Genomic DNA, 21,135 nt, shown 5'->3' with positions numbered 1-21,135 from the left:
CGGCCAGAATCAGTCCGTCGCAACGGCGACCGAGGAACAGACCTCGGTGGTGGAGACCCTGAACATGGACATCAGCGAGATCAACCTGCTGAACCAGCAGGGCGTCGACAACCTTCAGGCGACCCTGACGGCCTGCACCGCGCTGGAAGCCGAGGCTGGTCGCCTGCAGCGGCTGGTGGGCGGCTTCCGCATCTAGCCCTCGCGGCAACCCTCGAAAGGGAGAGCTGACCTCAGGTTGGCTCTCCCTTTTTGTTGTCCAGCAGGTCAGCAACGCGCGCGTGAACGCCGTGGTCCGCCTGCCATTCGTCAGAAAAAGTAAAACTAATTAGCGCGCGAACTCGCTCTGGTCTGCTGTTTTTAGCGCCTTCGCCGCTGGGGTCCCGCCAGGCCGGCGATCTATGGCATCAAGAAAGTCTTTTTTCCCGCCGATGGGCTAAGCGTTACCGCCAGGTCTGCTAGCGGCCCGCGTCCAGCGCGGCGCCGGCCCGGCCTGGCACCGCCTAACCTACGGCGTGGCACCCTTTGCCACCAGGGGCTTCATGTTCAGCAGGCTGTGCAAATCCTCTCGCGTACGCTGGAGTCTCGGCGTCTTTCTGTTCGGCGTCCTGCTGACCAGCCTGACCATGCGTCATCTGACCGAGCGCAACGAGCGACAGGTACAGACGGCCCTCAACGCGGCGGCGACCGACGTGCGCGAGCAGATCGCCGAGCGGCTGCGGGTTTATGAGTACAGCCTGAGCGGCATGCGTGACGTCATCGTGGTGGCCGGCGCGGGGCTGTCGCGGGAACTGCTGGAGCACTACGGTCGTACCCACGACCTGAACCAGGAGTTTCGCGGGGCCCGTGGCATAGGCTTCATCCGCCGGGTTCCCGTCGACGAGGAAGAGCGCTTCGTTTACGCCGCGCGCGCCGATGGCTGGCCGGACTTCGCCATTCGCAGTTTCGCGCCCCATGGCGGCGACAGGTTCGTCGTCCAGTACGTCGAGCCGGTGGCGCTCAACCAGCGTGCCGTCGGCATGGATGCGGCGTCTGAGCCGGTACGCCGCGAGACGGCGGTGCTGGCCATGCAGCGGGGTAGCATGCACCTGTCGGGGCCTGTGGAGTTACAGGCCTATCAACCGCCCGAGCGCGGCTTGCTGCTGATGCTGCCCATCTACCGTGACGGCCTGCTGCCCAAGGACCCGGCGCGCCGCGAGGCCGCTACCCTTGGCTGGTCCTATGTGCCCCTGAGCATCGAGGAACTGTTCGGCAGCCTGCGCCTGGATATCCCGGGTCTGCTGATCCGCCTGACCGACGTGACCGAGCCGGCGCGGCCCACGCTGTTCTATACCCGCGGCGATACCCGGGAGCCGGTCGCCGAGGGACTCTCGGAAGTGAGCGCCACCCGTGATGTCTATGGGCGGCGCTGGCAGATGGCGTTTACCGCCACCCCGGCCTTCATCGCCGGCCTCAACCTGGTCTCGATACCCCTGGTGCATCTGGTCGGCAAGCTGGTCAGCCTGCTGGCCGCCGGCCTGACCTTCGCGCTGTTCACCACCCGCCAGCGGCGCCGCCAGTACCAGCAGGATCAGGCCAACCTCACCGCGGTGGTGGAAAGCTCCTCCGACGGCATCATCAGCAAGGACCTCCAGGGCGTGGTGCTGAGCTGGAACCACGCCGCGGAAGAGCTGTTCGGCTACCGTGCCAGCGAAGCCGTGGGCCAGCGCCTGCTCGATCTGGTGGTGCCCACGGAGCTTGAGCACGAGGAGTGGTCGGTGCTCGCGCGCATCGGCCGCGGCGAGCCGGTGCCGCACTTCGAGACCCGTCGTCAGCACCGCGACGGTCACCTGATCGACGTCCTCGTCAGCGTCTCGCCCATGCGCGGTCGTGACGGCCGGGTGGTCGGCGCTTCCAAGACGGTGCGCGACATCTCGCTGCAAAAGGCCGCCCAGGCTGAGATCCTGGCCCTCAATGCCCGACTGGAAGAGCAGGTGGCCCAGCGCACCGCCGAACTCAGCCAGACCAATCGCCTGCTCGGCGACGTGCTGCGCGCGGCCTCCGAGGTGGGCATCATCGCCACCGACCGCGCCGGTCGCATCACCCTGTTCAACGAAGGCGCCGAGCGGCTGCTCGGCTATCGCGCCGCCGAGGTGGTGGGACTCTGGCAGGCCAGCGACTTCCATCTGCCGGACGAGCTGGCGACCCGGGGCGCGGCCCTGGAAGCCGAGTACGACCTGCCGGTCGCCGGTTTCCGGGTGCTGGTGGAGCGCTCCGAGCGCGCCGGTGCCGACGCTCGGGAGTGGACCTTCGTCCGCCGCGACGGCGAACACCGCGACGTCAGCCTGGTGGTGACCACCATGCGCGATGCCGCCGGCCAGATCAGCGGCTACCTGGGCATCGCCTCGGACGTCACCGAACGCAAGGCCGCCGAACAGGAGCTGGCCGCCAGCCTGGCCCTGACCCGGGCGATCCTGGATACCGCGGTCAGTCCCATCGTCACCGTGGACAGCCATGGCCTGGTGCGCTCCTTCAACCCGGCCGGCGAACGCATCTTCGGCTATCGCGCCGACGAGGTGGTCGGCCAACCCATCCGCCGCCTGATCCCCGGCTATCTGGCCGGCTACGAGGCGCTGTTCAGCTGTCCGCAGGAAATCCCCGACGACCAGGCCGGCCCGCAGGGGCAGGAGATGGAAGGCCGTCGCGCGGACGGCAGCGTCTTCCCCATGACCCTGAGCCTGGGGGTGATGTGGACCGACGGCGAGCGCCTGGCGGTGGCCATCATCGCCGACATCACCGAACAGAGCCGCCAGCGCCAGGCGCTGCTGCAGGCCCGCGACCAGTTGACCATGGCCGCCGACGTCGCCCAGCTGGGCATCTGGTGCTGGCAGCCCGATACCGGCCAGGTGCAGTGCAACGAGCGGATGTTCGAGCTCTACGAATGGACCGAGGCCCAGCGCGCCAACGGCATCACCTACAACGACTGGCGCGACCGCGTGCACGCCGACGACCTGGTCAGCGCCGAAGAGCGCCTGGGCGCCGCCATGGCTGGCCGCGCGGTGTTCGATCCGGTGTTCCGGGTGCGTCGTCAGGACGGCTCGCTACGGCACATCATCGCCGGTGCCCGCACCGAGCGCGATCCGCGCGGGCGCGTGCTGCGGGTGGTGGGCATCAACCGCGACATCACCGAACAGCTGGAACTGGAGAACCGGTTGCGCGAGGAACGCACCCGCGCCGACCTGGCTAGCCAGGCCAAATCGTCCTTCCTGGCCAACATGAGCCACGAGATCCGCACGCCGATGAATGCCGTGCTGGGCATGCTGCAGTTGCTGCAGCGCACCACGCTGAACGCTCGTCAGGACGACTACCTGACCAAGGCCCAGCAGGCGGCACGCTCGCTGCTGGGGCTGCTCAACGACGTGCTGGACTATTCCAAGATCGAGGCGGGCAAGCTGCAGCTGGATGTGCACCCCTTCAGCCTGGAGCAGGTGCTGCGCAACCTGGGCGTGGTGCTCTCCGGCAACAGCGGCGAGAAGAACGTCGAGATCAACTATCACCTCGACGCCGGGTTGCCCACCGCCCTGATCGGCGACAGCCTGCGGCTGCAACAGATCCTCATCAACCTGGCCGGCAACGCCCTCAAGTTCACCGAGGCGGGGCAGGTACTGGTCAGCGTGCGCCAGCTGTCCCGGGTGGACGGCCAGCTGCGCCTGGAATTCTCGGTGCAGGACACCGGCATCGGCATCAGCCCGGCCCAGCAGGAGCAGCTGTTCCAGGGCTTCACCCAGGCCGAGGCTTCGATCAGCCGGCGCTTTGGCGGCACCGGGCTGGGTCTGGCCATCTGCAAGCGCCTGGTGGAGTTGATGGATGGCCAGTTGCAGGTGGAAAGCGAATTGGGAGTGGGCAGCCGCTTCTGGTTCGATGCCACCCTGGCGGTGGACAGCCAGGGCGAGGCCCAGCTGGCGCCGGTCCGTCGCCGGGTGCTGCTGGCCGACGACAACATCCTGGTCGGCGAGGTGCTGGTGGAGACCCTGGCGGCCCTTGGCTGGCAGGTGGATCTGGTCACCAGCGGCGCCGCCGCCCTGGCGCAGGTCGCCCAGGCCCAACAGCAGGTGCAGCCCTATGAGGCGGTGCTCATGGACTGGCGCATGCCCGACGGCGATGGCCTGGCCACGGCCCGGCAACTGCGCGAGCACCAGCAGGCCAATCGACCCAAGGTCATCATGCTCACCGGCTTCGGCCGCGACTTCCTCACCGAAACCCAGCAGAGCGCCGACGCTCCCTTCGATGACTACCTGACCAAGCCGGTGACCCCGGCGCAGATCGTCGAGGTGGTGGAGCGCGCCCTGGGCGCCGAGATCCCGGCTGGCGTGCACGCCGCCGCGGTGGTCGACGAAAGTCGTCGCCTGGCCGGGCTGCGCCTGCTAGTGGTGGAAGACAATGCCCTCAACCGTCAGGTGGCCGCCGAGCTGTTGCTGGCCCAGGGCGCCCAGGTGGAACTGGCGGAGGGCGGGCTGGAAGGCGTCGAGCGGGTGCTCTCCGGCGCGCCGCTGGACGTGGTCATCATGGACATGCAGATGCCTGACATCGATGGTCTGGAAGCCACCCGGCGCATCCGCGCCGACGGTCGCTTCCGCACCCTGCCGATCCTGGCCATGACCGCCAATGCCTCCCATACCGACCGCGACGCCTGCCTGGCTGCCGGCATGGACGACCATATCGGCAAGCCCATCGACCTGGAATTGCTGGTCGCCCGCCTGCAGCGCCTGACCGGGCAGGAGGTGAACGCCGCGCCCACGGCCGCGCCGGTCGCCGAGGATCGCCAGGTGGAACCCCTGAGCATCGTCCTGCGTCGCTTCGGTGGCGATGCCCGGCTGTTCGGCTCGCTGCTGGAACGCTTCGCCGAGGACTCCGCCGGTCTGCTGGAAGCCCTCGCCCGGGCCTGGCATACCGCCGACAGCGAAGCCGCGATCGCCGTACTACACTCCCTCAAGGGCAGCGCCGGCACCATGGGTGCCCAGCGCCTGGCCGCGCGCGCCGCCGAGGGCGAACGCGCCGGCAAGGCCGGGGCGGGCGTGCCCACGGAGGTGGCGATGGAAGTGGCGACTCTGCGACAGCTGCTCGACGAGGCCCTGGCCGAGTTGCGCGGCGCCCTGGCCGACATCCTGCCGCCGCCGGTGCGTACCGACGCGGACACCGACCCTGACACTGACACCCAGGTCGACTGGCCCGCCCGGCTGGACGAACTCGAACAGCTGCTCAGCCAGGGCAACCTCGACGCCCTGGACCTGGTCGCCGAGCTGCCGGTGCACTGCCGCGCCGAGGCCCAGGTGCGCTACGACCTCTTTCGCGCCCAGGTCGAGACCCTCGACTTCGCTGCGGCGCTCACCACCCTGCCGGATCTGAAGGAAGCCCTATGACACCGCCGACCGCCGAGGCCGCCGGGCGGCGCAGCAAGCCCAAGTTGCTGATCGTCGACGACCAACCGCTGAACATCCGTATCCTTCACGAGCTCTTTCGCCAGGACTGCGAGACCCTGATGGCCACCAGCGGCGCCCAGGCCTTGCAGTTGGCCCTGGCCCAGCAGCCGGACCTGATCCTGCTCGACGTGATGATGCCCCAGCTCGACGGCCATGAGGTCTTGCGCCGGCTGCAGGCCGATCCTGCCACCGCCGCCATCCCGGTGATCTTCGTCACCGGCCAGGAGGGCCCGGACGAAGAGGTGACCGGTCTGGAGCTGGGCGCGGTGGACTTCATCAGCAAGCCGATCAATCCGGTCATCGTCCGCGCCCGGGTGCGCACCCAGCTGACCCTCAAGGCGCAACGTGACGCCCTGCGCAGCATCGCCCTGGTCGATGGCCTCACCGGCGTCGCCAACCGGCGTCAGTTCGACGAGGCGCTGCTGCGCGGCTGGCGCCAGAGCCAGCGCGAAGGCACGCCGTTTTCGCTGATCCTCATGGATATCGATCACTTCAAGGCCTACAACGACCACTATGGCCACCTGGCCGGCGACCAGTGCCTGCGTCAGGTCGCCCAGGCGTTGGGCCAGGGCCTGTTCCGCCCCTACGACCTGCTGGCGCGCTACGGCGGCGAGGAATTCGGCTGCCTGCTGCCGGGCACTGATCTGGAGGGGGCCAGCCAGGTCGCCGAGCGGCTGCTGCAGCAGGTCCGCGACCAGCGTCTGACCCACGGCTATTCCTCGGTGACCGGCTACGTCACCCTGAGCCTGGGGGTGGCCACCGCGCTACCGCCGACCGCCGTCGATCCGGCGGCCCTGATCACCGCTGCCGATGCGCAGCTCTATGCGGCCAAGCACCAGGGCCGCGCGCAGGTCTGCGCCGCGGAATTGGCGGGCTAGGAAGATGGGTTGAACAGCGCCCGCCCGGGTAATGCCGGGTAACAGAGGTCCGGGCTTTCTTCGCTGTCCAGGCTGGGCGGCGAGGCGGCAGACTGTCAGACTGCGGGCAGGGATTCTGCCGCCGGTAATCTATGTACGCCTTCACGCAACGCCAGGCCATCTTGGCCAGCTGGATCATCGTCTTCACCGCGCTCTATCTGGTTCTCCCGCTCAAGCTCCTGCCCAGCCTGCTGGCCGGCCTGCTGGTGTACGAACTGGTCAACACCCTGGCCGGGCGCCTGCAGCGCCATCTGCCCGGCGGCGGCGCGCGTTGGCTCGCCGTCGCCCTGCTCGGCACCCTGGTGGTGAGCCTGCTGACGCTGTTCTTCGTCTGGTTCACCAGTTTCATCATCCAGGAAGTCCAGAATCCCGGACGGCTGCTGGACAAGTTCATGGTGCTCACCGAGCGCGCCCGCGCCCAGCTGCCACCCTCGCTGGACGCCTACCTGCCGGCCAACGCCGATAGCATGAAGCAGGAGCTGGTGGAGTGGGTGCGCGCCCATGTGGCGCAACTGCAACTGTTCGGTCGCGATGCGGCGCGAACCTTCGTCATCGTGCTGATCGGCATGATCCTCGGCGCCATCGTCGCCCTGCAGCCTACCCCTGATCCCGAGCGCCTGCGACCGCTGTCCGGCGCGCTGCTGGTGCGGCTCGGCCTGGTGGCCCAGGCCTTTCGCAACATCGTCTTCGCCCAGATCAAGATCTCCCTGCTCAACACCACCCTGACCGGCATCTTCCTGCTCGGGGTGCTGCCGCTGTTCGACGTCCATTTGCCGCTGGCCAAGACCTTGGTGATCCTCACCTTCATCCTCGGTCTGCTGCCGGTGATCGGCAACCTGATGTCCAACACCCTGATCTTCATCGCCGGCCTGTCGCTGTCGATCTGGGTCGCGGTGGCGGCGCTGGGCTACCTGATCGCCATCCACAAGCTGGAATACTTCCTCAACGCCCGCATCGTCGGCGGCCAGATCAGCGCCCGCTCCTGGGAGTTGCTGGTGGCCATGCTGGTATTCGAAGCGGCCTTCGGCCTGCCGGGCCTGGTGGCGGCGCCGGTGTACTACGCCTATCTCAAGAGCGAGTTGAAGGCGGAAGGGCTGGTGTGATGAACGGCCAGATCCGCGTCCTGGCGCTCTGTGTCCTGCGTCAGGGCAACCGCATCCTGGTGCGTGAGACGCAGGATCCGCACGATGGCCGAAGTTTCTGCCGGCCCCTGGGCGGTGGCGTGGAGTTCGGCGAAACCAGCCAGGCGGCCGTGCATCGCGAGATCCGCGAAGAGCTGGGCGTCGAGCTGGCCGAGTTGAGGCTGCTGGGCACCCTGGAATCGCTGTTCAGCTACGCGGGACGGCCGGGTCACGAGGTGGTGCTGGTCTACCTGGCCGAATTTGCCGATCGGCAGCTCTATGCGCAGACCGAGCTGCCCGGCCAAGAGAGCGATGGTGAAGCTTTCATGGCCACCTGGCGCTCGCTCGATTCCTTTGACGACACCTGCCGACTGGTCCCCGAAGGCCTGCTGGAGCTTGTCACCAGCGCTACCTGAGGCCTTTGCCGCTCACTAGCGATCCAGATTCGCCCACATGCGCTGCCAGAAGGCGCCGGCTTCTTCGTTGCTGGCGCGCCAGGTCTGTTCCAGGCGCAGGCGTTCGGGCGCCTCGAGATCCTCCGGGCAGGCCAGGTAGCGATCGGCGGCGGCCTGGGCCTCGGCCTGCAAGCGGCGCCATTCGCGCACGTCATCCAGCCAGCAGCGGCCGGTGACGGTCTCGTAGTACTGGTGGGCGATCGCGTCTTTGCTCATGGGGCTTTCCATATAGGGGATACAGCCCTAGACCGCACCTGAGGCACGGGGTGCCCGCCTCAGACGTCGAAGAAGTCCACATGGCCGTTTTCCAGGGTGTAGTAGGCGCCCACCACCTTGACCCGACCGTCCTGTTGCGGCGCGAGCAGGGTCGGCTCGGAGGCCGCGCGCAGCCGCCGGACCGTGCGCTGCACATTGCTGCGCACCGCGGCTTCCAACAGATCCGGTGGATTGCCGGCGCGGGCGCTGAGCACCGCCGGCAGGATGGGTTCGATCATGGCGCCGATGGCACCGGGATAGAGGGCGTTCTGCTCCACCACCGCCACCGCGGCTTCCACCGCGCCGCATTTCTCATGGCCCATGACCACGATCAGCGGCACCCCCAGCTGGCTGATGGCGTACTCCACCGAGCCCAGGGCGGTGGTGTCCAGGGTGTTGCCGGCGTTGCGCACGATAAACAGCTCGCCCAGGCCACGGCCGAACAGCAGCTCCGGCGAGACCCGCGAATCCGAACAGGACACCAGCACGCAAAAGGGCGTCTGGCCCTTGGCGATCGCCAGACGCCGATCACGGTTGGTTTCTCCATGCAAGGGCTGGTCGTCCATGAAGCCCTGGTTGCCGTCGATCAGCCGTTGCAGGGCCTGCTCGGCAGTGAGGGTAGTGTGGGCCTTGGCCGGCGCGGCCAGGGCAGGCAGGGCCAACGGGGCCAGGGCAGCGGCCACCGGCAGGCAGCAGGCGCAGTGCAGGAGTTGGCGACGTGACAGAGCGGGCTTCATCGGGACACCTCTTCGCGTGGGGGCGTGCCGGTACTGCGGTCTCCAGCGCTAGGGATAACTATTGTCCGCCGCCGCCGATCCTGCCAGGCGAGGCGGCGCGTATCCGACCCGTGGAAAAGCGCCAGGCATGAAAAAGCCGCGTCGGAACGCGGCTTCGGGACTCGCTCAGGCGGGCGTCACTGCCGCGCCAATACCGTGCTGCGACCGGCCTTGGGCGCGCCCGGCAGGGGGCTCAGGGCGCCGGTTTCCAGCCAGCGACGGACGCGGGTGGCATCGGCCATGTGGGTGAACTTGCCGAAGGCGTCCATCACCACGAAGGCCACTGGACGACCGGCCATCACGGTGCGCATCACCAGGCAGTGACCGGCCTTGTCGGTGTAGCCGGTCTTGGTCAGCTGCACACTCCAGTCGGCGTTGTAGACCAGGTGATTGGTATTGCGAAAGCCCAGCACATAGTTGGGATTGTGGAAGGCCTGGGTCTTTTCCGGGGTGGTGCTGAGCTGACCGAGCAGCGGATAGCGTTCGGTGGCCTTGAGCAGGGTGACCAGATCACGCGCGGTGGAGACGTTGAGCGGCGACAGGCCAGTGGGTTCGGCGTAGCGGGTGTTCTTCATGCCCAGGGCGCGAGCCTTGGCATTCATGGCGGCGACGAAGGCGCGCTGGCCACCTGGATAGTGGTGGGCGAGGCTGGTGGCGGCGCGGTTTTCCGAGGACATCAGCGCCAGTTGCAGCATGTCGCGCCGGGTCAGCTGACTGCCCAGGCGCACCCGCGAGAAGATGCCGCGCATGGCCGGATTCTCGCTGATGTCGATGTCGATGGTCTGCTCCAGCGGCAGCTTGGCATCGAGCACCACCAGGGCGGTCATCAGCTTGGTCACCGAGGCGATAGGGGCGACCTGATCGGGATTCTGGGAAAAGAGCACCTGGTTGGTCTTGAGGTCCACGACCAGGGCGTGGTTCGAGGCCAGGCGCTGGGCGGTGGCGGCAGCCGCGGCCTTGACCTTCGGTGGGGTCTGGGCCAGGACGGCCGGACTCAGCCCGACCAAGCCAGCCAGCAACAAGCCGGCGAGTTGATGACAGATCTTCACGGTAGCAGCTCTCAAAGGGGGCGGAATTAGAACAACCGCGAACGGCAATGCCCCTTGCAGATCAAGGACATTGCTCAGAGATTTCACGTCTTTTATCACCCGGAATGTCGGCTGGGAATCCGACAGGACAGCTTTTTACACAGCGCGCTGGCAAAAAGTCACAATTAGTTGCAGATGGGCGACGAACGGCAGGGATGGCGGAGCGAAAGGGCGCCCGAGAAGACTCGGACGCCTTGCCTTTCAGTCGTGGGCTTCCTGGGCGGCGGGGCCGAGCATGCTGCCGGTGACCAGGTAGCGCTCGTGCCAGGCCAGGGCCTCGGGCAGCAGGTGCGGGGTGTGCTTGCCATGGCTGCCGGCCAGGGCGCGCGCGAAGTAGTCCTCCAGTGCCGGGCGGAAGCTGGGGTGCACGCAGTGTTCGAGGATGGCCCGGGCGCGCTGCTTGGGACTGAGCATGCGCAGGTCGGCCAAGCCTTGGTCGGTGACGATCACCGAGACATCGTGCTCGGTATGGTCGACGTGGCTGACCATGGGCACCAGGGTCGAGATCAGCCCGTTCTTGGCCGTGCTCGGCGCCATGAACACCGACAGATAGGCATTGCGGGCGAAGTCGCCGGAGCCGCCGATGCCGTTCATCATCCCCGTACCCATCTGGTGGGTGGAGTTGACGTTGCCATAGAGGTCGGCTTCGAGCATGCCGTTCAGAGCGATGCAGCCCAGCCGCCGCACCAGTTCCGGATGATTGCTCACCCCCTGCTGGCGCAGGATGATGCGCTGGCGCAGCGCTTCGGCGTGTTCGAGGAAGCGCTCGATGCCCGCCGGACTCAGGGAGAAGGACGTCGCCGAAGCCAATTCCATCTTGCCGCTGATGAGCAATTCCAGCATGCCGTCCTGGATCACCTCGGTGAAGGCGGTCAGCCCTTCGAACTCGCTCTCGGCCAGGCCCTGCATGAAGGCGTTGGCGATGTTGCCGACCCCCGACTGGATCGGCAGCAGGTTGGCCGGGATACGACCCTGACGGACCTCGAAGCGGAGAAAGTCCAGCAGGTGCGCGGCGATGGCCTGGGAGGCGGCGTCGGGGGCCTTGAACGGGCTGTTGCGATCGGGGGCATCGGTCTCCACCACGGCCACTACCTTGTTCAGCGGCACCTCCAGGTAGGGCGAGCCGATGCGGTCACCGGGATGGGCCAGCGGAATGGGCGTGCGGTGGGGCGGCAGGGCGCCATCGGTGTAGATGTCGTGCATGCCGTCCAGGGCATCGGGCTGCCAGCGATTGACCTCCAGGATCACCGCATCGGCCATGTCCAGCCAGGTCTTGTTGTTGCCCACCGAGGAAGAGGGCACCAGCAGACCGTCTTCGCGGATCGCGGCGATCTCCACCACCGCCACGTCGATCTTGCCGAAGAAGCCATAGCGCACCTTTTCCGCCAGCTGGCCCAGGTGGATGTCCATGTAATCCAGGCCGCCGGCGTTGATGCGGCTGCGCAGCTCCGGATCGGACTGGAAGGGCACCCGCAACTCGATGCCATCGACCCGCGCCAGGGCGCCGTCCAACTCCGGTGCGGTGGAGGCACCGGTCAACACCTTGATGCGAAAGGGCTCGCCGGCGCCATGGCTGGCGGTGATGCGCTGGGCCAGGGCGCCGGGTACGGCCTTGGGATAACCGGCCCCGGTGAAACCGCTCATGCCCACGGTCATGCCGTGACGGATGAACTGCGCGGCCTGCTCGGCGCTCTGGCGCTTGGCGGCGAAACCGGGATGGCGAGTACGGTGGGACATGACGACCTCTGCGGGTGTTATCGAAAGCACACTAAGAATGTGGATTCTACGCCGAAGGGATGCTTAGGTCCCTAAGCAAAAGGTCGGGTGGAGGGGAAAATATTGGGGGAGGGGATGGGTGGGTTCTGTAGGTTGAGCGTAGCGAAGCCCAACATGGCGAAGGTTTACCGGTGCCCTAGCTGTTTATCGTGGTCTGCTTGTGACTCTTGTTTCGCCCACCCGGGCGACTCACTTTTTTCAGTCGCGAAAAAAGTAAGCAAAAACGCTTGCCCCGACCATCCGGCCTTCCGCTTCGCTCCAGGTCCGCTCACGCCCGCGCCGTTCCGGGGGCGGTCCAGATGGGCCGTCCATGGCCCACTGGACCTCTCGCCGCATCCATGCGGCTCGCCCCACTCCACGACACTGCCGTTCGCCCTCCTGAACGGGGCGGTTCGCTAGCCTGAAAGTGTTGGTTGAAGAGCCATAACCGTCTGTAGCGTGGACAACGGCGCAGCCTTGTCCACTGATAGTGTCTGTACCTTCCAGTGGAAAACGCTGCGCGGTTTTCCACGCTACGGCCCTGTTAACACCACAGTCTCAGGCTTGCGCCCCACCCCCGTCAGTGAGGCCGAGTGTAGGTGTCGCGGAGGGGGGATGCGAGGCAGGACGCCGAGCAAGGCGCGAGGGGCAGGAGGCCCCTTCGTGCCGCGCCCCCGGAGCGGCACCGGAGCGAGGGGACCCGGAGCGCAGCGAAGGGCCGAAATGTTGGGGTGTGCTTTCTTTTGCTTACTTTTCTTTGCACAAGCAAAGAAAAGTGAGTCGCCGGCCAGGCGAAACAAGAGCCGCCAGCAAACCCCTATAAGTAGCTAGGGCACCAATAGCCCAAAGTGTTGGGCTTCGCTATCGCTCAACCCAACCTACGCCGATCCGCCCGGATCACCCCAACCCAGGCGTTGGGCACCGAACGCCCAGCTACCCCTCACGCCACCATCATGATCCACGGCACCCCGATCCCCAGCAGCACCAGCAGGAACAGCGCGCCGAAAATGGTCCCCAGTCGCCAGTAGTCCGCGCTGGGCAGGTAGCCGCTGCCGTAGTACACCGGACTTGGCCCGGTGCCATAGGGGGTGATGATGCCCATCAGCCCCAGCGAGGTGCCCAGCAGCAGGGCGAATACCGGCAGGTCGATGCCGGGGATGCCCATGCCGGCGGCCAGCATCACCGGCAGCAGCGCGGTGGTGTGGGCGGTGGAACTGGCGAACAGGTAGTGGGCGAGATAGAACACCGTTACCAGTACCACCATGGCGGTGCCGGCGTGGAAGCCGCCCAGGTGGCCGGCGACCCACTGGCCGAACCAGGCGACGAAGCCGACCCGGGTCAGGCCGTCGGCCAGGGCCACCAGGGTGGCGAACCAGGCGAAGGTGTTCCAGGCGGCCTTGTTGCCCAGGGCATCGTTCCAGGTGATGACCTTGAGCAGCAGCATCAGCACGATGACCAGGATCCCCACCAACGCCGGGTCGGCCCAGGCGGCGCCAAAGATCCACAGCGCCAGGGCGCCGATCACCAGGGCCAGCAGCAGCTTTTCATCGCGTGTCAGCGGGCCGAGCGCGGCCAGTTCCTTGGCCGCCCACAGCGGCACCTGGTCGTTGCGCTTGATCTCCGGTGGATACAGCCAGTAGGCCAGCAGCGGCAGCAGGGCCAGCAGCAGGATGCCCATGGGTGCGGCGGCGATGAACCACTGGCCCCAGCTGATGTGCACCTGGGCGGTCTTCTCGATCAGGGCGGCGGCCAGCAGGTTGGGCGCCAGGGCAGTGAGGAACAGGGTACTGGTGACGCAGGTGGAGGAGATCGCCACCCACATCAGGTAGGAGCCGATGCGCCGCGCGCTGGGGTCGTTGGGCTTGGAATCGTAGAGCAGCGGCAGGTTGCGGATCACCGGGTAGACGGTGCCGCCGCTGCGCGCGGTGTTGGACGGGGTGAAGGGGGCCAGGGCCAGATCGGCCAGCATCACCGCGTAGCCCAGGGTCAGGGTCCGGCGGCCCATGGCCTTGACCAGCAGCAGGGCGATCCGCCGCCCAAGCCCGGTCTTCTCATAGCCCAAAGCGAACATGAAGGCACTGAAGATCAGCCAGACGGTGTTGTTGGAAAAGCCCGCCAGGCCCCATTTCAGCGCCTCCTGGGGCGCGCGAAAGCCCGGTGTCGCCAGTTGCGCCGGGCTGAACAGCACCCAGGGCGCCAGCAGGGCCGCCAGGGCTACCCCGATCAGGCCGATCACCGCGCCGGGCAGGGGTTCGAGGATCAGCCCCACCACCACCCCGGCGAAGAGGGCGAAGTACAGCCAGGCGTGAGCGGGCAGGCCCTCCGGTGCGGGCAGCAGCGCCAGCAATCCGGTGACGGCGAGGGGCAGCAGGAATTTCCAGGTGGTACGCATCGGGCGCTCGCAGATTCCGGTGGTCTCGGGAAACCGGCCTGGGCCGGGATGGCTGACGACGGACAGGACACTGGCCGTGAGGACAAGATGCCATCAGCGGCAGCAAGCTTTGCAAAGGTCGAGCGCCTTTCCCAGCGTGCTGGCCGTGGTCATTCGTCGCAGTCCTGCGGTCTCAGGTTCCCTGAAGGCATTCTTTCGCTATCGAGAATGACTTGCAACAACGCGAAGGCGCCGGTCGCTGGCGATTGCGCCCGTCGCTCACCTCGGCGAACAATCGGACTTTCCGCCAACCATAACAACACGAGGATGACCGCCATGAAGTACCGCCTGGGAGAACACCGCGTCGACGCCCATCCGCACAGCTGGGTCGCGCCTACCGCCGCGGTGATCGGCAAGGTGCGCCTGGATGAAGGCGCCAGCGTCTGGTTTGGCGCGGTGCTGCGCGGTGACAACGAACTGATCCACATCGGCCCCGATAGCAACGTGCAGGACGGCGCCGTGCTGCACACCGATCCCGGCTCGCCGCTGACCCTGGGGCGCGGCGTCACCGTGGGGCACCAGGCCATGCTGCATGGCTGCGAGATCGGCGACGGCAGCCTGATCGGCATCCACGCGGTGGTGCTCAATGGCGCGCGTATCGGGCGCAACTGCCTGGTGGGCGCCAATGCCCTGGTCACCGAGAACGCGGTGATCCCCGATGGCTCCCTGGTGCTCGGCTCGCCGGCCAAGGTGGTGCGTACCCTGAGCGACGCCCAGCAGGCGCAGCTGGCGGCCAATGCCCAGGTCTATGTGGCCAATGCGCGACGCTACCTGGAGGAGTTGTTCGAGCAGGGGGAGTAGGGGCATCGCTTGGCGATAATGATAGGAGTCGACGCCGGACCACCCCCTCTCCCTCCGGGAGAGGGCTGGGGTGAGGGGGAGGTGCCAAAGCCTGTTGGGCTTCGCTGCGCTCAACCCAACCTACGACGATTCCCGTAGGTTGGGTTGAGACGGCTCCATCGTCGAAGCCCAACACCGGCTGCGCAGCGTGAAAAACGGCGCAGCCTTTTCTACCGGAAGATTTGTTGCCCGGCGTGTCCTCACCCCAACCCTCCCAAGGGGAGAGAGGGCTGTCCGAGCAGGCGCCGGACCGCCTTGGGCGCGATGAGCTTCTACCTCACGGCTTCTCGAAGCGATAGAACAGATTCGGCTCGCTGACCACATACAGCCGGCCCTGGTCGTCCATGGCCACGCCCTCGGCCTGGGGCACGCTGCGGCTCAGGCCGTGCTGGCCGCGCAGCAGCGACAGGGAGCTGATCGGCTTGCCGTCGTCATCCAGCTCCAGTACCAGCCGCGACTGATCGGAGAGCGCCAGCAGATGGCCGGTGCCAGGGTCGAATTGCAGGCTGGAGAGGTCACGCACGAACAGGCGGCGGTCACGCTTGGGGTCGCTGCGCAGCGACAAGGCCTGCAGGCCCTCGAAGGCTTCGCTGCCCAGGCCGTCGATCTCGTAGATGCGTACCGGATCGCTTTCCTTGGCGACGAAGAAGCGCTCGCGGGCGGCGTCGTAGGCCAGGCCTTCGTTGCCGCGGTTGTCGCTTTCCACATCGCTCAGGCTGAAGGGATGACTGACCTGGCGGTCGTCGATGTCCACCACCTGGGTGTCGGCACCGATTTGTACCCGCACCAGGCGTTGGCGGCGCTCTTCGCTGATCATGTACACACCCGGCTTGATGTACTCGATGGCTTCCGGATCGCTGAAGCCCTTGAGGTCCACCTGGCGTAGCAGCCGGCCGTTCAGGTCGAGTTCGAGAAAACGCGCCGGCTTGTTGGTGACGCTGACCAGGGTGCGGCGATCCGGATCGAAGCTCAGCGCCGAGACGTCGGTGATGCCCTCGCCGATGGGGCGCGCTTCCACGCTGACGCGATAGCTCGGCAGCCACAGCGAGCGGGCCTGCCGACTCTCGGCCTGAAGCTGGCTCTGGACGTTGAACCAGAGGCGCTCGAACAGCCGGTGATGCTGGGCCACCAGGGTCAGGGTCAGGGTCAGGGTCAGCAGCAGGGCGGCGCCCAACAGGGCACCCAGGGTGCGCGGGGAAAACAGCGGAAGCATCGACAGGGTCCTGAGGCGGTGATGCCGCGCAGCCTAAGGGCGCCACCCTGAATTCAAGCTGAATAGGCGCTCATTGCGCTGCTTCGGACACCTTGTGAAACACGTGGAAGAGATTGGGTTCACCAATCAGGTAGAGATTGCCGGCCTCATCGAGGGCCACGCCTTCCGGCTGTTCCATGGTCGCCTTGAGGCCATGCAGACCGTTTCTGAGGCTGATGAAGCTGACCGGTGCACCTTCCGCGGTCATTTCCACCAGGGTGTGGGACTGATCGGAAAGCGCCAGCAGGTGACCGGTGCGCGGATCGACCGCCACCGCGGAATAGTCGATCACCAGCTGTTTCAGCGGAAAGGGCTGGAGGGTGCCGGTGACGCCGCGGCCGTCGCTGGCCAGGGTGAAGAGGGCGGCCGGGTCGCGCTCCTTGCTGAGGATCAGGCGCTGGCGCCGCGGATCCCAGGCGATGCCTTCAAAGCCCTTGTTGCCGGCGTCGGGAAAGCCAAGGTCATGATGCTCGAAGGTGTTGGCGTCCAGCTCCTGGGTGTCGTCCGCCAGTTGGAACAGCGACAGCCGCCGCTGACGCTCGTCGACGATGGCCAGGCGCCCGTCTTCCAGGGCGGTTACCCCTTCGAGGTTGGCGACGTTGCGGATCGGGATGCGCCTGAGGATGTCGCCGGTCAGGCTCAATTGCACCAGGTAGGGCGTATTGCCGGTGACGGCGAAGAGGGTGCGGGTGCGGGGATCGTAGGTGAGGTCGGAAGTCTCGGCTTCGGCCAGGCCCGGCAGCGGCTTGCCCTGGATCACCGCCTGGTAGTCCGGCAACCAGACCGCCTGGGCCCGTACTTCCGGCGGCGTGCGGTATTCCTGCCACCAGAGCAGCGCCCTATCGTTCCAGTGCCAGACGAAGGTGAGGACGATCAGCACCAGCAGGACGAAGGCGGGGAGGAGGCGGAACAGGATGAGGCGGGGGAGTCTGGACATGCGGGCTCGTACGGCTTCTTGTTATGGCTTGTCTGCACAGTCGCCGAGCGTAGGCACTTTTCAGGCAAAGCCTAGAGCGTCGTGGCCGTGCCGGTACACCATCGCCAGGCACCCGCCAGGCGACGGTGGGGTGGCGGGGGTTATAGCACGCGGGTTTCGAAGCGGCTAACGTCCGGCAGCTCCAGCACCAGTTGATCGCCCACGTTGAGCGGTCCGACACCTACCGGTGTGCCGGTGAGGATGACGTCACCCGGTTGCAGGGAGAAATGCCCGGCGATGGTCTGGATCAGCGGCAGGATGGGGTTGAGCATGTCGCGGCTGTTGCCGTCCTGGCGCACCTCGCCGTTGATGGTCAGGCGCACCGGGATGTCGGCCAGGTCCTCGAAGGCATCGCCCGGCACGAAGGGCGCGAGCACGCAGGCGCCGTCGAAGCTCTTGGCGATCTCCCAGGGATAGCCCTTTTCCTTGAGGCGGCTCTGCACGTCCCTGAGGGTCAGGTCCAGGGCGGGGGCGAAGCCGGAGAGGGCGTCGCGGACTTCCTCCGGCGAAGGCTTCTTCGACAGCGGCTTGCCGATCAGCACGGCGATCTCGGCCTCGTAGTGCACCGAACCCTGATCGGTGGGAATGGCGAAGCCCTCGGCCACCGGCACCACGCAACTGGCCGGCTTGATGAACAGCAGGGGCTCGGTGGGAACCGGATTGTTCAGCTCCTTGGCGTGCTCGGCGTAGTTGCGGCCGATGCAGACGACCTTGCCCAGGGGGAAGTGGATCTTGGTGCCATCGAGGTACTGGTGCTGGTAGGCCATGGGGTGCTCCTGGTGAGTGGCGTCTGCGGGCGATCTTGACCCCACGATCTTAACCAAAAGCGGACGCCGCGGCGCGATGCGGGTCGCAAGGTGCTCATGGTCGCCCTGAGAAAGCTTCAGGTCGCAACCGGACCTGCATGCGGCGGCTCATGCTAAGATAGCGACCCCTTTGCCGCTGGCTGACCTGGCCTGCGCCGCGCCGGCATCCTTCTCCCTGGAAACTCTGGATTCAACGCAGATGAGCAAGACTTCCCTCGACAAGAGCAAGATCCGCTTCCTTCTCCTGGAAGGCGTCCACCAGTCCGCCGTGGATATCCTGAAGTCCGCGGGTTACAGCAACATCGAGTACGTCACCAGCTCCCTGCCGGATGCCCAGCTCAAGGAAAAGATCGCCGACGCCCACTTCATCGGCATCCGCTCGCGCACCCAGCTCACCGAAGAGGTGTTCGACTGCGCCAAGAAGCTGGTCGCCGTCGGCTGCTTCTGCATCGGCACCAACCAGGTCGACCTGCAGGCCGCCCGCGAGCGCGGCATCGCCGTGTTCAACGCCCCCTATTCCAACACCCGTTCGGTCGCCGAGCTGGTGCTGGCCGAGGCCATCCTGCTGCTGCGCGGCATCCCGGCCAAGAACGCCTCCTGCCACCGCGGCGGCTGGATCAAGAGCGCGGCCAACTCCTTCGAGATCCGTGGCAAGAAGCTCGGCATCATCGGCTACGGCTCCATCGGCACCCAGCTGTCGGTGCTGGCCGAGGGCCTGGGCATGCAGGTGTTCTTCTATGACGTCATCACCAAGCTGCCTCTGGGCAACGCCCAGCAGGTCGGCTCCCTGACCGAGCTGCTCGGCATGAGCGACATCGTCACCCTGCACGTGCCGGAAACTCCCGCCACCCAGCTGATGATGGGTGAGCGCGAGATCCGTGCCATCAAGAAGGGCGGCATCCTGATCAACGCCGCGCGCGGCACCGTGGTCGATCTCGACGCCTTGGCCGCCGCCATCAAGGACGAGCACCTGATCGGCGCCGCCATCGACGTTTTCCCGGTGGAGCCGCGCTCCAACAACGACGAATTCGTCTCGCCGCTGCGTGGCCTGGACAATGTCATCCTGACCCCGCACATCGGTGGCTCCACCGCCGAGGCCCAGGCCAACATCGGCCTGGAAGTGGCCGAGAAGCTGGTCAAGTACAGCGACAACGGCACCTCGGTGTCCTCGGTCAACTTCCCTGAAGTGGCCCTGCCGTCGCACCCGGGCAAGCACCGCCTGCTGCACATCCACCAGAACGTGCCGGGCGTGCTGTCGGAGATCAACCGGGTCTTCTCCGAGAGCGGCATCAACATCTCCGGTCAGTACCTGCAGACCGACGAGAAGGTCGGCTACGTGGTGATCGACGTCGACGCCGACTACTCCGACCTGGCCCAGGAAAAGCTGCAGAACATCAAGGGCACCATCCGTTGCCGCGTGCTGTTCTAAGCATCCCCGCGCCATGAAAAAGCCCCGGTCGGGTTCGCCTGACCGGGGCTTTTTTGTGGGCTCAGCGTTTGAGCGGTGTTGGGCTTCGCTGCGCTCAACCCAACCTACTCAAACCTCGTAGGTTGGGTTGAGACGGCTCCATCGTCGAAGCCCAACAGCCGGCTAGCCAAGAAATGCTGAATCAGCTGCGCTCCAGACGCTCCACGCCCTGGGCGGTGCCCAACAGCAGCACGTCCGCCGGGCGGGCGGCGAAGAGGCCGTTGGCGACCACGCCGACGATGTTGTTGATCTTCGCTTCCAGGCCCACCGGATCGACGATGTGCATATTGTGCACGTCGAGGATGATGTTGCCGTTGTCGGTCACCACGTCGTCGCGGTAATCCGGGTCGCCGCCCAGTTTCACCAGCTCGCGGGCCACGTGGCTGCGGGCCATGGGGATGACTTCCACCGGCAGCGGGAATTCGCCGAGGACGTCGACGCGCTTGCTGGCGTCGGCGATGCAGATGAATTTGCGCGCCACCGCGGCGACGATCTTCTCGCGGGTCAGGGCCGCGCCGCCGCCCTTGATCAGGTTGAGGTGGCCGTCGGCTTCGTCGGCGCCGTCCACGTAGAACTCCAGGTCGCTGACGCCGTTGAGGTCATAGACGGTGATGCCGTGGCGCTTCAGCCGGTCGGCGGTGGCCTGGGAGCTGGCCACGGCGCCGTCGAATTCCAGCTTGTGCTTGGCCAGCAGGTCGATGAAGAAGTTGGCGGTCGAGCCGGTGCCCACGCCGACCACGCTGTCGCGGGAGAGCTGGGGAAGGATGAGGTCGACCGCGGCCTGGGCGACGGCCTGCTTGAGCTGGTCCTGATTCATGGGGGTATCCGCAGAGAAACGGGTGAAGGGTCGCCGATTATAGCCGCTCGGACGGCCTGGCTAACCTACCCGGGAGTGCCCGTAGTAGACTTTTCGCCCCCGCCGCACCCACCGGATCGTCCCGCCGATGCTCGAACAGTATGTGAAGAAGACCCTGCTCGCCCCCGTCTACGACGTGGCCATCGAGACGCCCCTGCAACCGGCGCGGGCGCTGTCCGAGCGGCTGGGCTGCCAGGTGCTGCTCAAGCGCGAAGACCTGCAACCGGTGTTTTCCTTCAAGATCCGCGGCGCCTACACCAAGCTGGCCAGCCTCTCGACCGAAGAGAAGGCCCGTGGGGTGATCGCCGCCAGCGCCGGCAACCACGCCCAGGGCCTGGCCCTGGCGGCGCGCGAACTGGGCGTGCGGGCGATCATCGTCATGCCGCGCACCACGCCCGAGCTCAAGGTCATCGGCGTGCAGTCCCGTGGTGGCGAGGTGGTGCTGCACGGCGACGCCTTTCCCGAGGCCCTGGCCGAGGCGCTGCGCCTGGTCGAGGAGCAGGGCTACACCTTCGTCCCGCCCTATGACGATCCGGACGTCATCGCCGGCCAGGGCACCGTGGCCATGGAGATCCTGCGCCAGCACCCCGGGCGCCTGGACGCCATCTTCGTCCCCGTGGGGGGGGGCGGCCTGATCGCCGGTATCGCCGCCTATGTGAAATACCTGCGCCCCGAGATCCGGG

Annotated in this window: 16 protein-coding genes and 1 pseudogene; 8 read left to right on the top strand and 9 right to left on the bottom strand. The window is 66.7% G+C overall.

Annotation, left to right across the window (positions count from 1 at the left end):
• From C722_RS0107985 to C722_RS0107965, 5 genes and pseudogenes are all read left to right on the top strand, one after another.
• Positions 1-196 (top strand): annotated as a pseudogene (locus C722_RS0107985) (chemotaxis protein); the annotation flags it as partial.
• 343 nt (positions 197-539) lie between these two features.
• Positions 540-5,396 carry a PAS domain S-box protein gene (locus tag C722_RS0107980; protein ID WP_017639998.1) on the top strand — a complete coding sequence of 1,619 codons (4,857 nt, stop codon included), beginning with the start codon at positions 540-542 and terminating at the stop codon, positions 5,394-5,396.
• Positions 5,393-6,334, top strand: a complete 942-nt coding sequence (locus tag C722_RS0107975; protein WP_017639997.1) for a diguanylate cyclase domain-containing protein — start codon at positions 5,393-5,395, stop codon at positions 6,332-6,334. The genes C722_RS0107980 and C722_RS0107975 overlap by 4 nt, the downstream gene beginning before the upstream one ends.
• Before the next feature lie 131 nt (positions 6,335-6,465).
• Positions 6,466-7,476 carry an AI-2E family transporter gene (locus tag C722_RS0107970; RefSeq protein WP_007161081.1) on the top strand — a complete coding sequence of 337 codons (1,011 nt, stop codon included), beginning with the start codon at positions 6,466-6,468 and terminating at the stop codon, positions 7,474-7,476.
• A complete protein-coding gene (locus C722_RS0107965; protein WP_017639996.1) occupies positions 7,476-7,910 on the top strand; it encodes an NUDIX hydrolase in 435 nt (144 codons plus the stop codon). Before C722_RS0107970 ends, C722_RS0107965 begins: the two co-directional genes overlap by 1 nt.
• Before the next feature lie 15 nt (positions 7,911-7,925).
• On the opposite strand, the gene C722_RS0107960 is transcribed toward C722_RS0107965, so the two are convergent.
• From C722_RS0107960 to C722_RS0107940, 5 genes are all read right to left on the bottom strand, one after another.
• A complete protein-coding gene (locus tag C722_RS0107960; RefSeq protein WP_017639995.1) occupies positions 7,926-8,165 on the bottom strand; it encodes a hypothetical protein in 240 nt (79 codons plus the stop codon).
• A gap of 59 nt (positions 8,166-8,224) precedes the next feature.
• On the bottom strand, positions 8,225-8,941 hold the full coding sequence (locus tag C722_RS0107955) for a carbonic anhydrase (protein WP_017639994.1): 717 nt from the start codon (positions 8,939-8,941) through the stop codon (positions 8,225-8,227).
• 176 nt (positions 8,942-9,117) lie between these two features.
• Complete coding sequence (pbpG, locus tag C722_RS0107950) at positions 9,118-10,029, bottom strand: D-alanyl-D-alanine endopeptidase (RefSeq protein WP_017639993.1); 912 nt, start codon at positions 10,027-10,029, stop codon at positions 9,118-9,120.
• 240 nt (positions 10,030-10,269) lie between these two features.
• A complete protein-coding gene (locus tag C722_RS0107945) occupies positions 10,270-11,805 on the bottom strand; it encodes an acetyl-CoA hydrolase/transferase family protein (RefSeq protein WP_017639992.1) in 1,536 nt (511 codons plus the stop codon).
• A 958-nt stretch (positions 11,806-12,763) separates the two neighbouring features.
• Positions 12,764-14,215 carry an anion permease gene (locus C722_RS0107940; protein ID WP_017639991.1) on the bottom strand — a complete coding sequence of 484 codons (1,452 nt, stop codon included), beginning with the start codon at positions 14,213-14,215 and terminating at the stop codon, positions 12,764-12,766.
• Positions 14,216-14,530: 315 nt separating this feature from the next.
• Between C722_RS0107940 and C722_RS0107935 the strand changes: the two genes are divergently transcribed.
• Positions 14,531-15,055: a gamma carbonic anhydrase family protein gene (locus C722_RS0107935; RefSeq protein ID WP_017639990.1), complete on the top strand. Its 525-nt coding sequence runs from the start codon at positions 14,531-14,533 to the stop codon at positions 15,053-15,055.
• Between the two features lie 316 nt (positions 15,056-15,371).
• On the opposite strand, the gene C722_RS0107930 is transcribed toward C722_RS0107935, so the two are convergent.
• The 3 genes from C722_RS0107930 to C722_RS0107920 form a co-directional block, all read right to left on the bottom strand.
• Positions 15,372-16,307 (bottom strand): SdiA-regulated domain-containing protein, encoded by a 936-nt coding sequence (locus tag C722_RS0107930; protein ID WP_017639989.1) that lies wholly within the window; start codon positions 16,305-16,307, stop codon positions 15,372-15,374.
• 70 nt (positions 16,308-16,377) lie between these two features.
• Positions 16,378-17,283, bottom strand: coding sequence for an SdiA-regulated domain-containing protein (locus tag C722_RS0107925; protein ID WP_017639988.1), 906 nt, complete (start codon positions 17,281-17,283; stop codon positions 16,378-16,380).
• Positions 17,284-17,423: 140 nt separating this feature from the next.
• Positions 17,424-18,089: a fumarylacetoacetate hydrolase family protein gene (locus C722_RS0107920; protein ID WP_017639987.1), complete on the bottom strand. Its 666-nt coding sequence runs from the start codon at positions 18,087-18,089 to the stop codon at positions 17,424-17,426.
• Between the two features lie 238 nt (positions 18,090-18,327).
• Here C722_RS0107920 and serA point away from each other — a divergent pair, with 238 nt between their 5' ends.
• Complete coding sequence (serA, locus tag C722_RS0107915) at positions 18,328-19,557, top strand: phosphoglycerate dehydrogenase (RefSeq protein WP_017639986.1); 1,230 nt, start codon at positions 18,328-18,330, stop codon at positions 19,555-19,557.
• Positions 19,558-19,738: 181 nt separating this feature from the next.
• Here the strand turns inward: serA and rpiA are convergent, their stop codons facing one another.
• Positions 19,739-20,413, bottom strand: coding sequence for a ribose-5-phosphate isomerase RpiA (rpiA, locus tag C722_RS0107910; protein ID WP_017639985.1), 675 nt, complete (start codon positions 20,411-20,413; stop codon positions 19,739-19,741).
• Between the two features lie 127 nt (positions 20,414-20,540).
• Here rpiA and C722_RS0107905 point away from each other — a divergent pair.
• A partial coding sequence (locus C722_RS0107905) for a pyridoxal-phosphate dependent enzyme (RefSeq protein ID WP_017639984.1) occupies positions 20,541-21,135 on the top strand: 595 nt, incomplete at its 3' end.

The sequence above is a fragment of the Pseudomonas sp. 313 genome, from assembly GCF_000316965.1.
Classification (GTDB): domain Bacteria; phylum Pseudomonadota; class Gammaproteobacteria; order Pseudomonadales; family Pseudomonadaceae; genus Chryseomonas; species Chryseomonas benzopyrenica.
The sequence above is the reverse complement of the archived record's forward strand: the minus strand, read 5'-3'. Positions and strand labels throughout refer to the sequence as shown.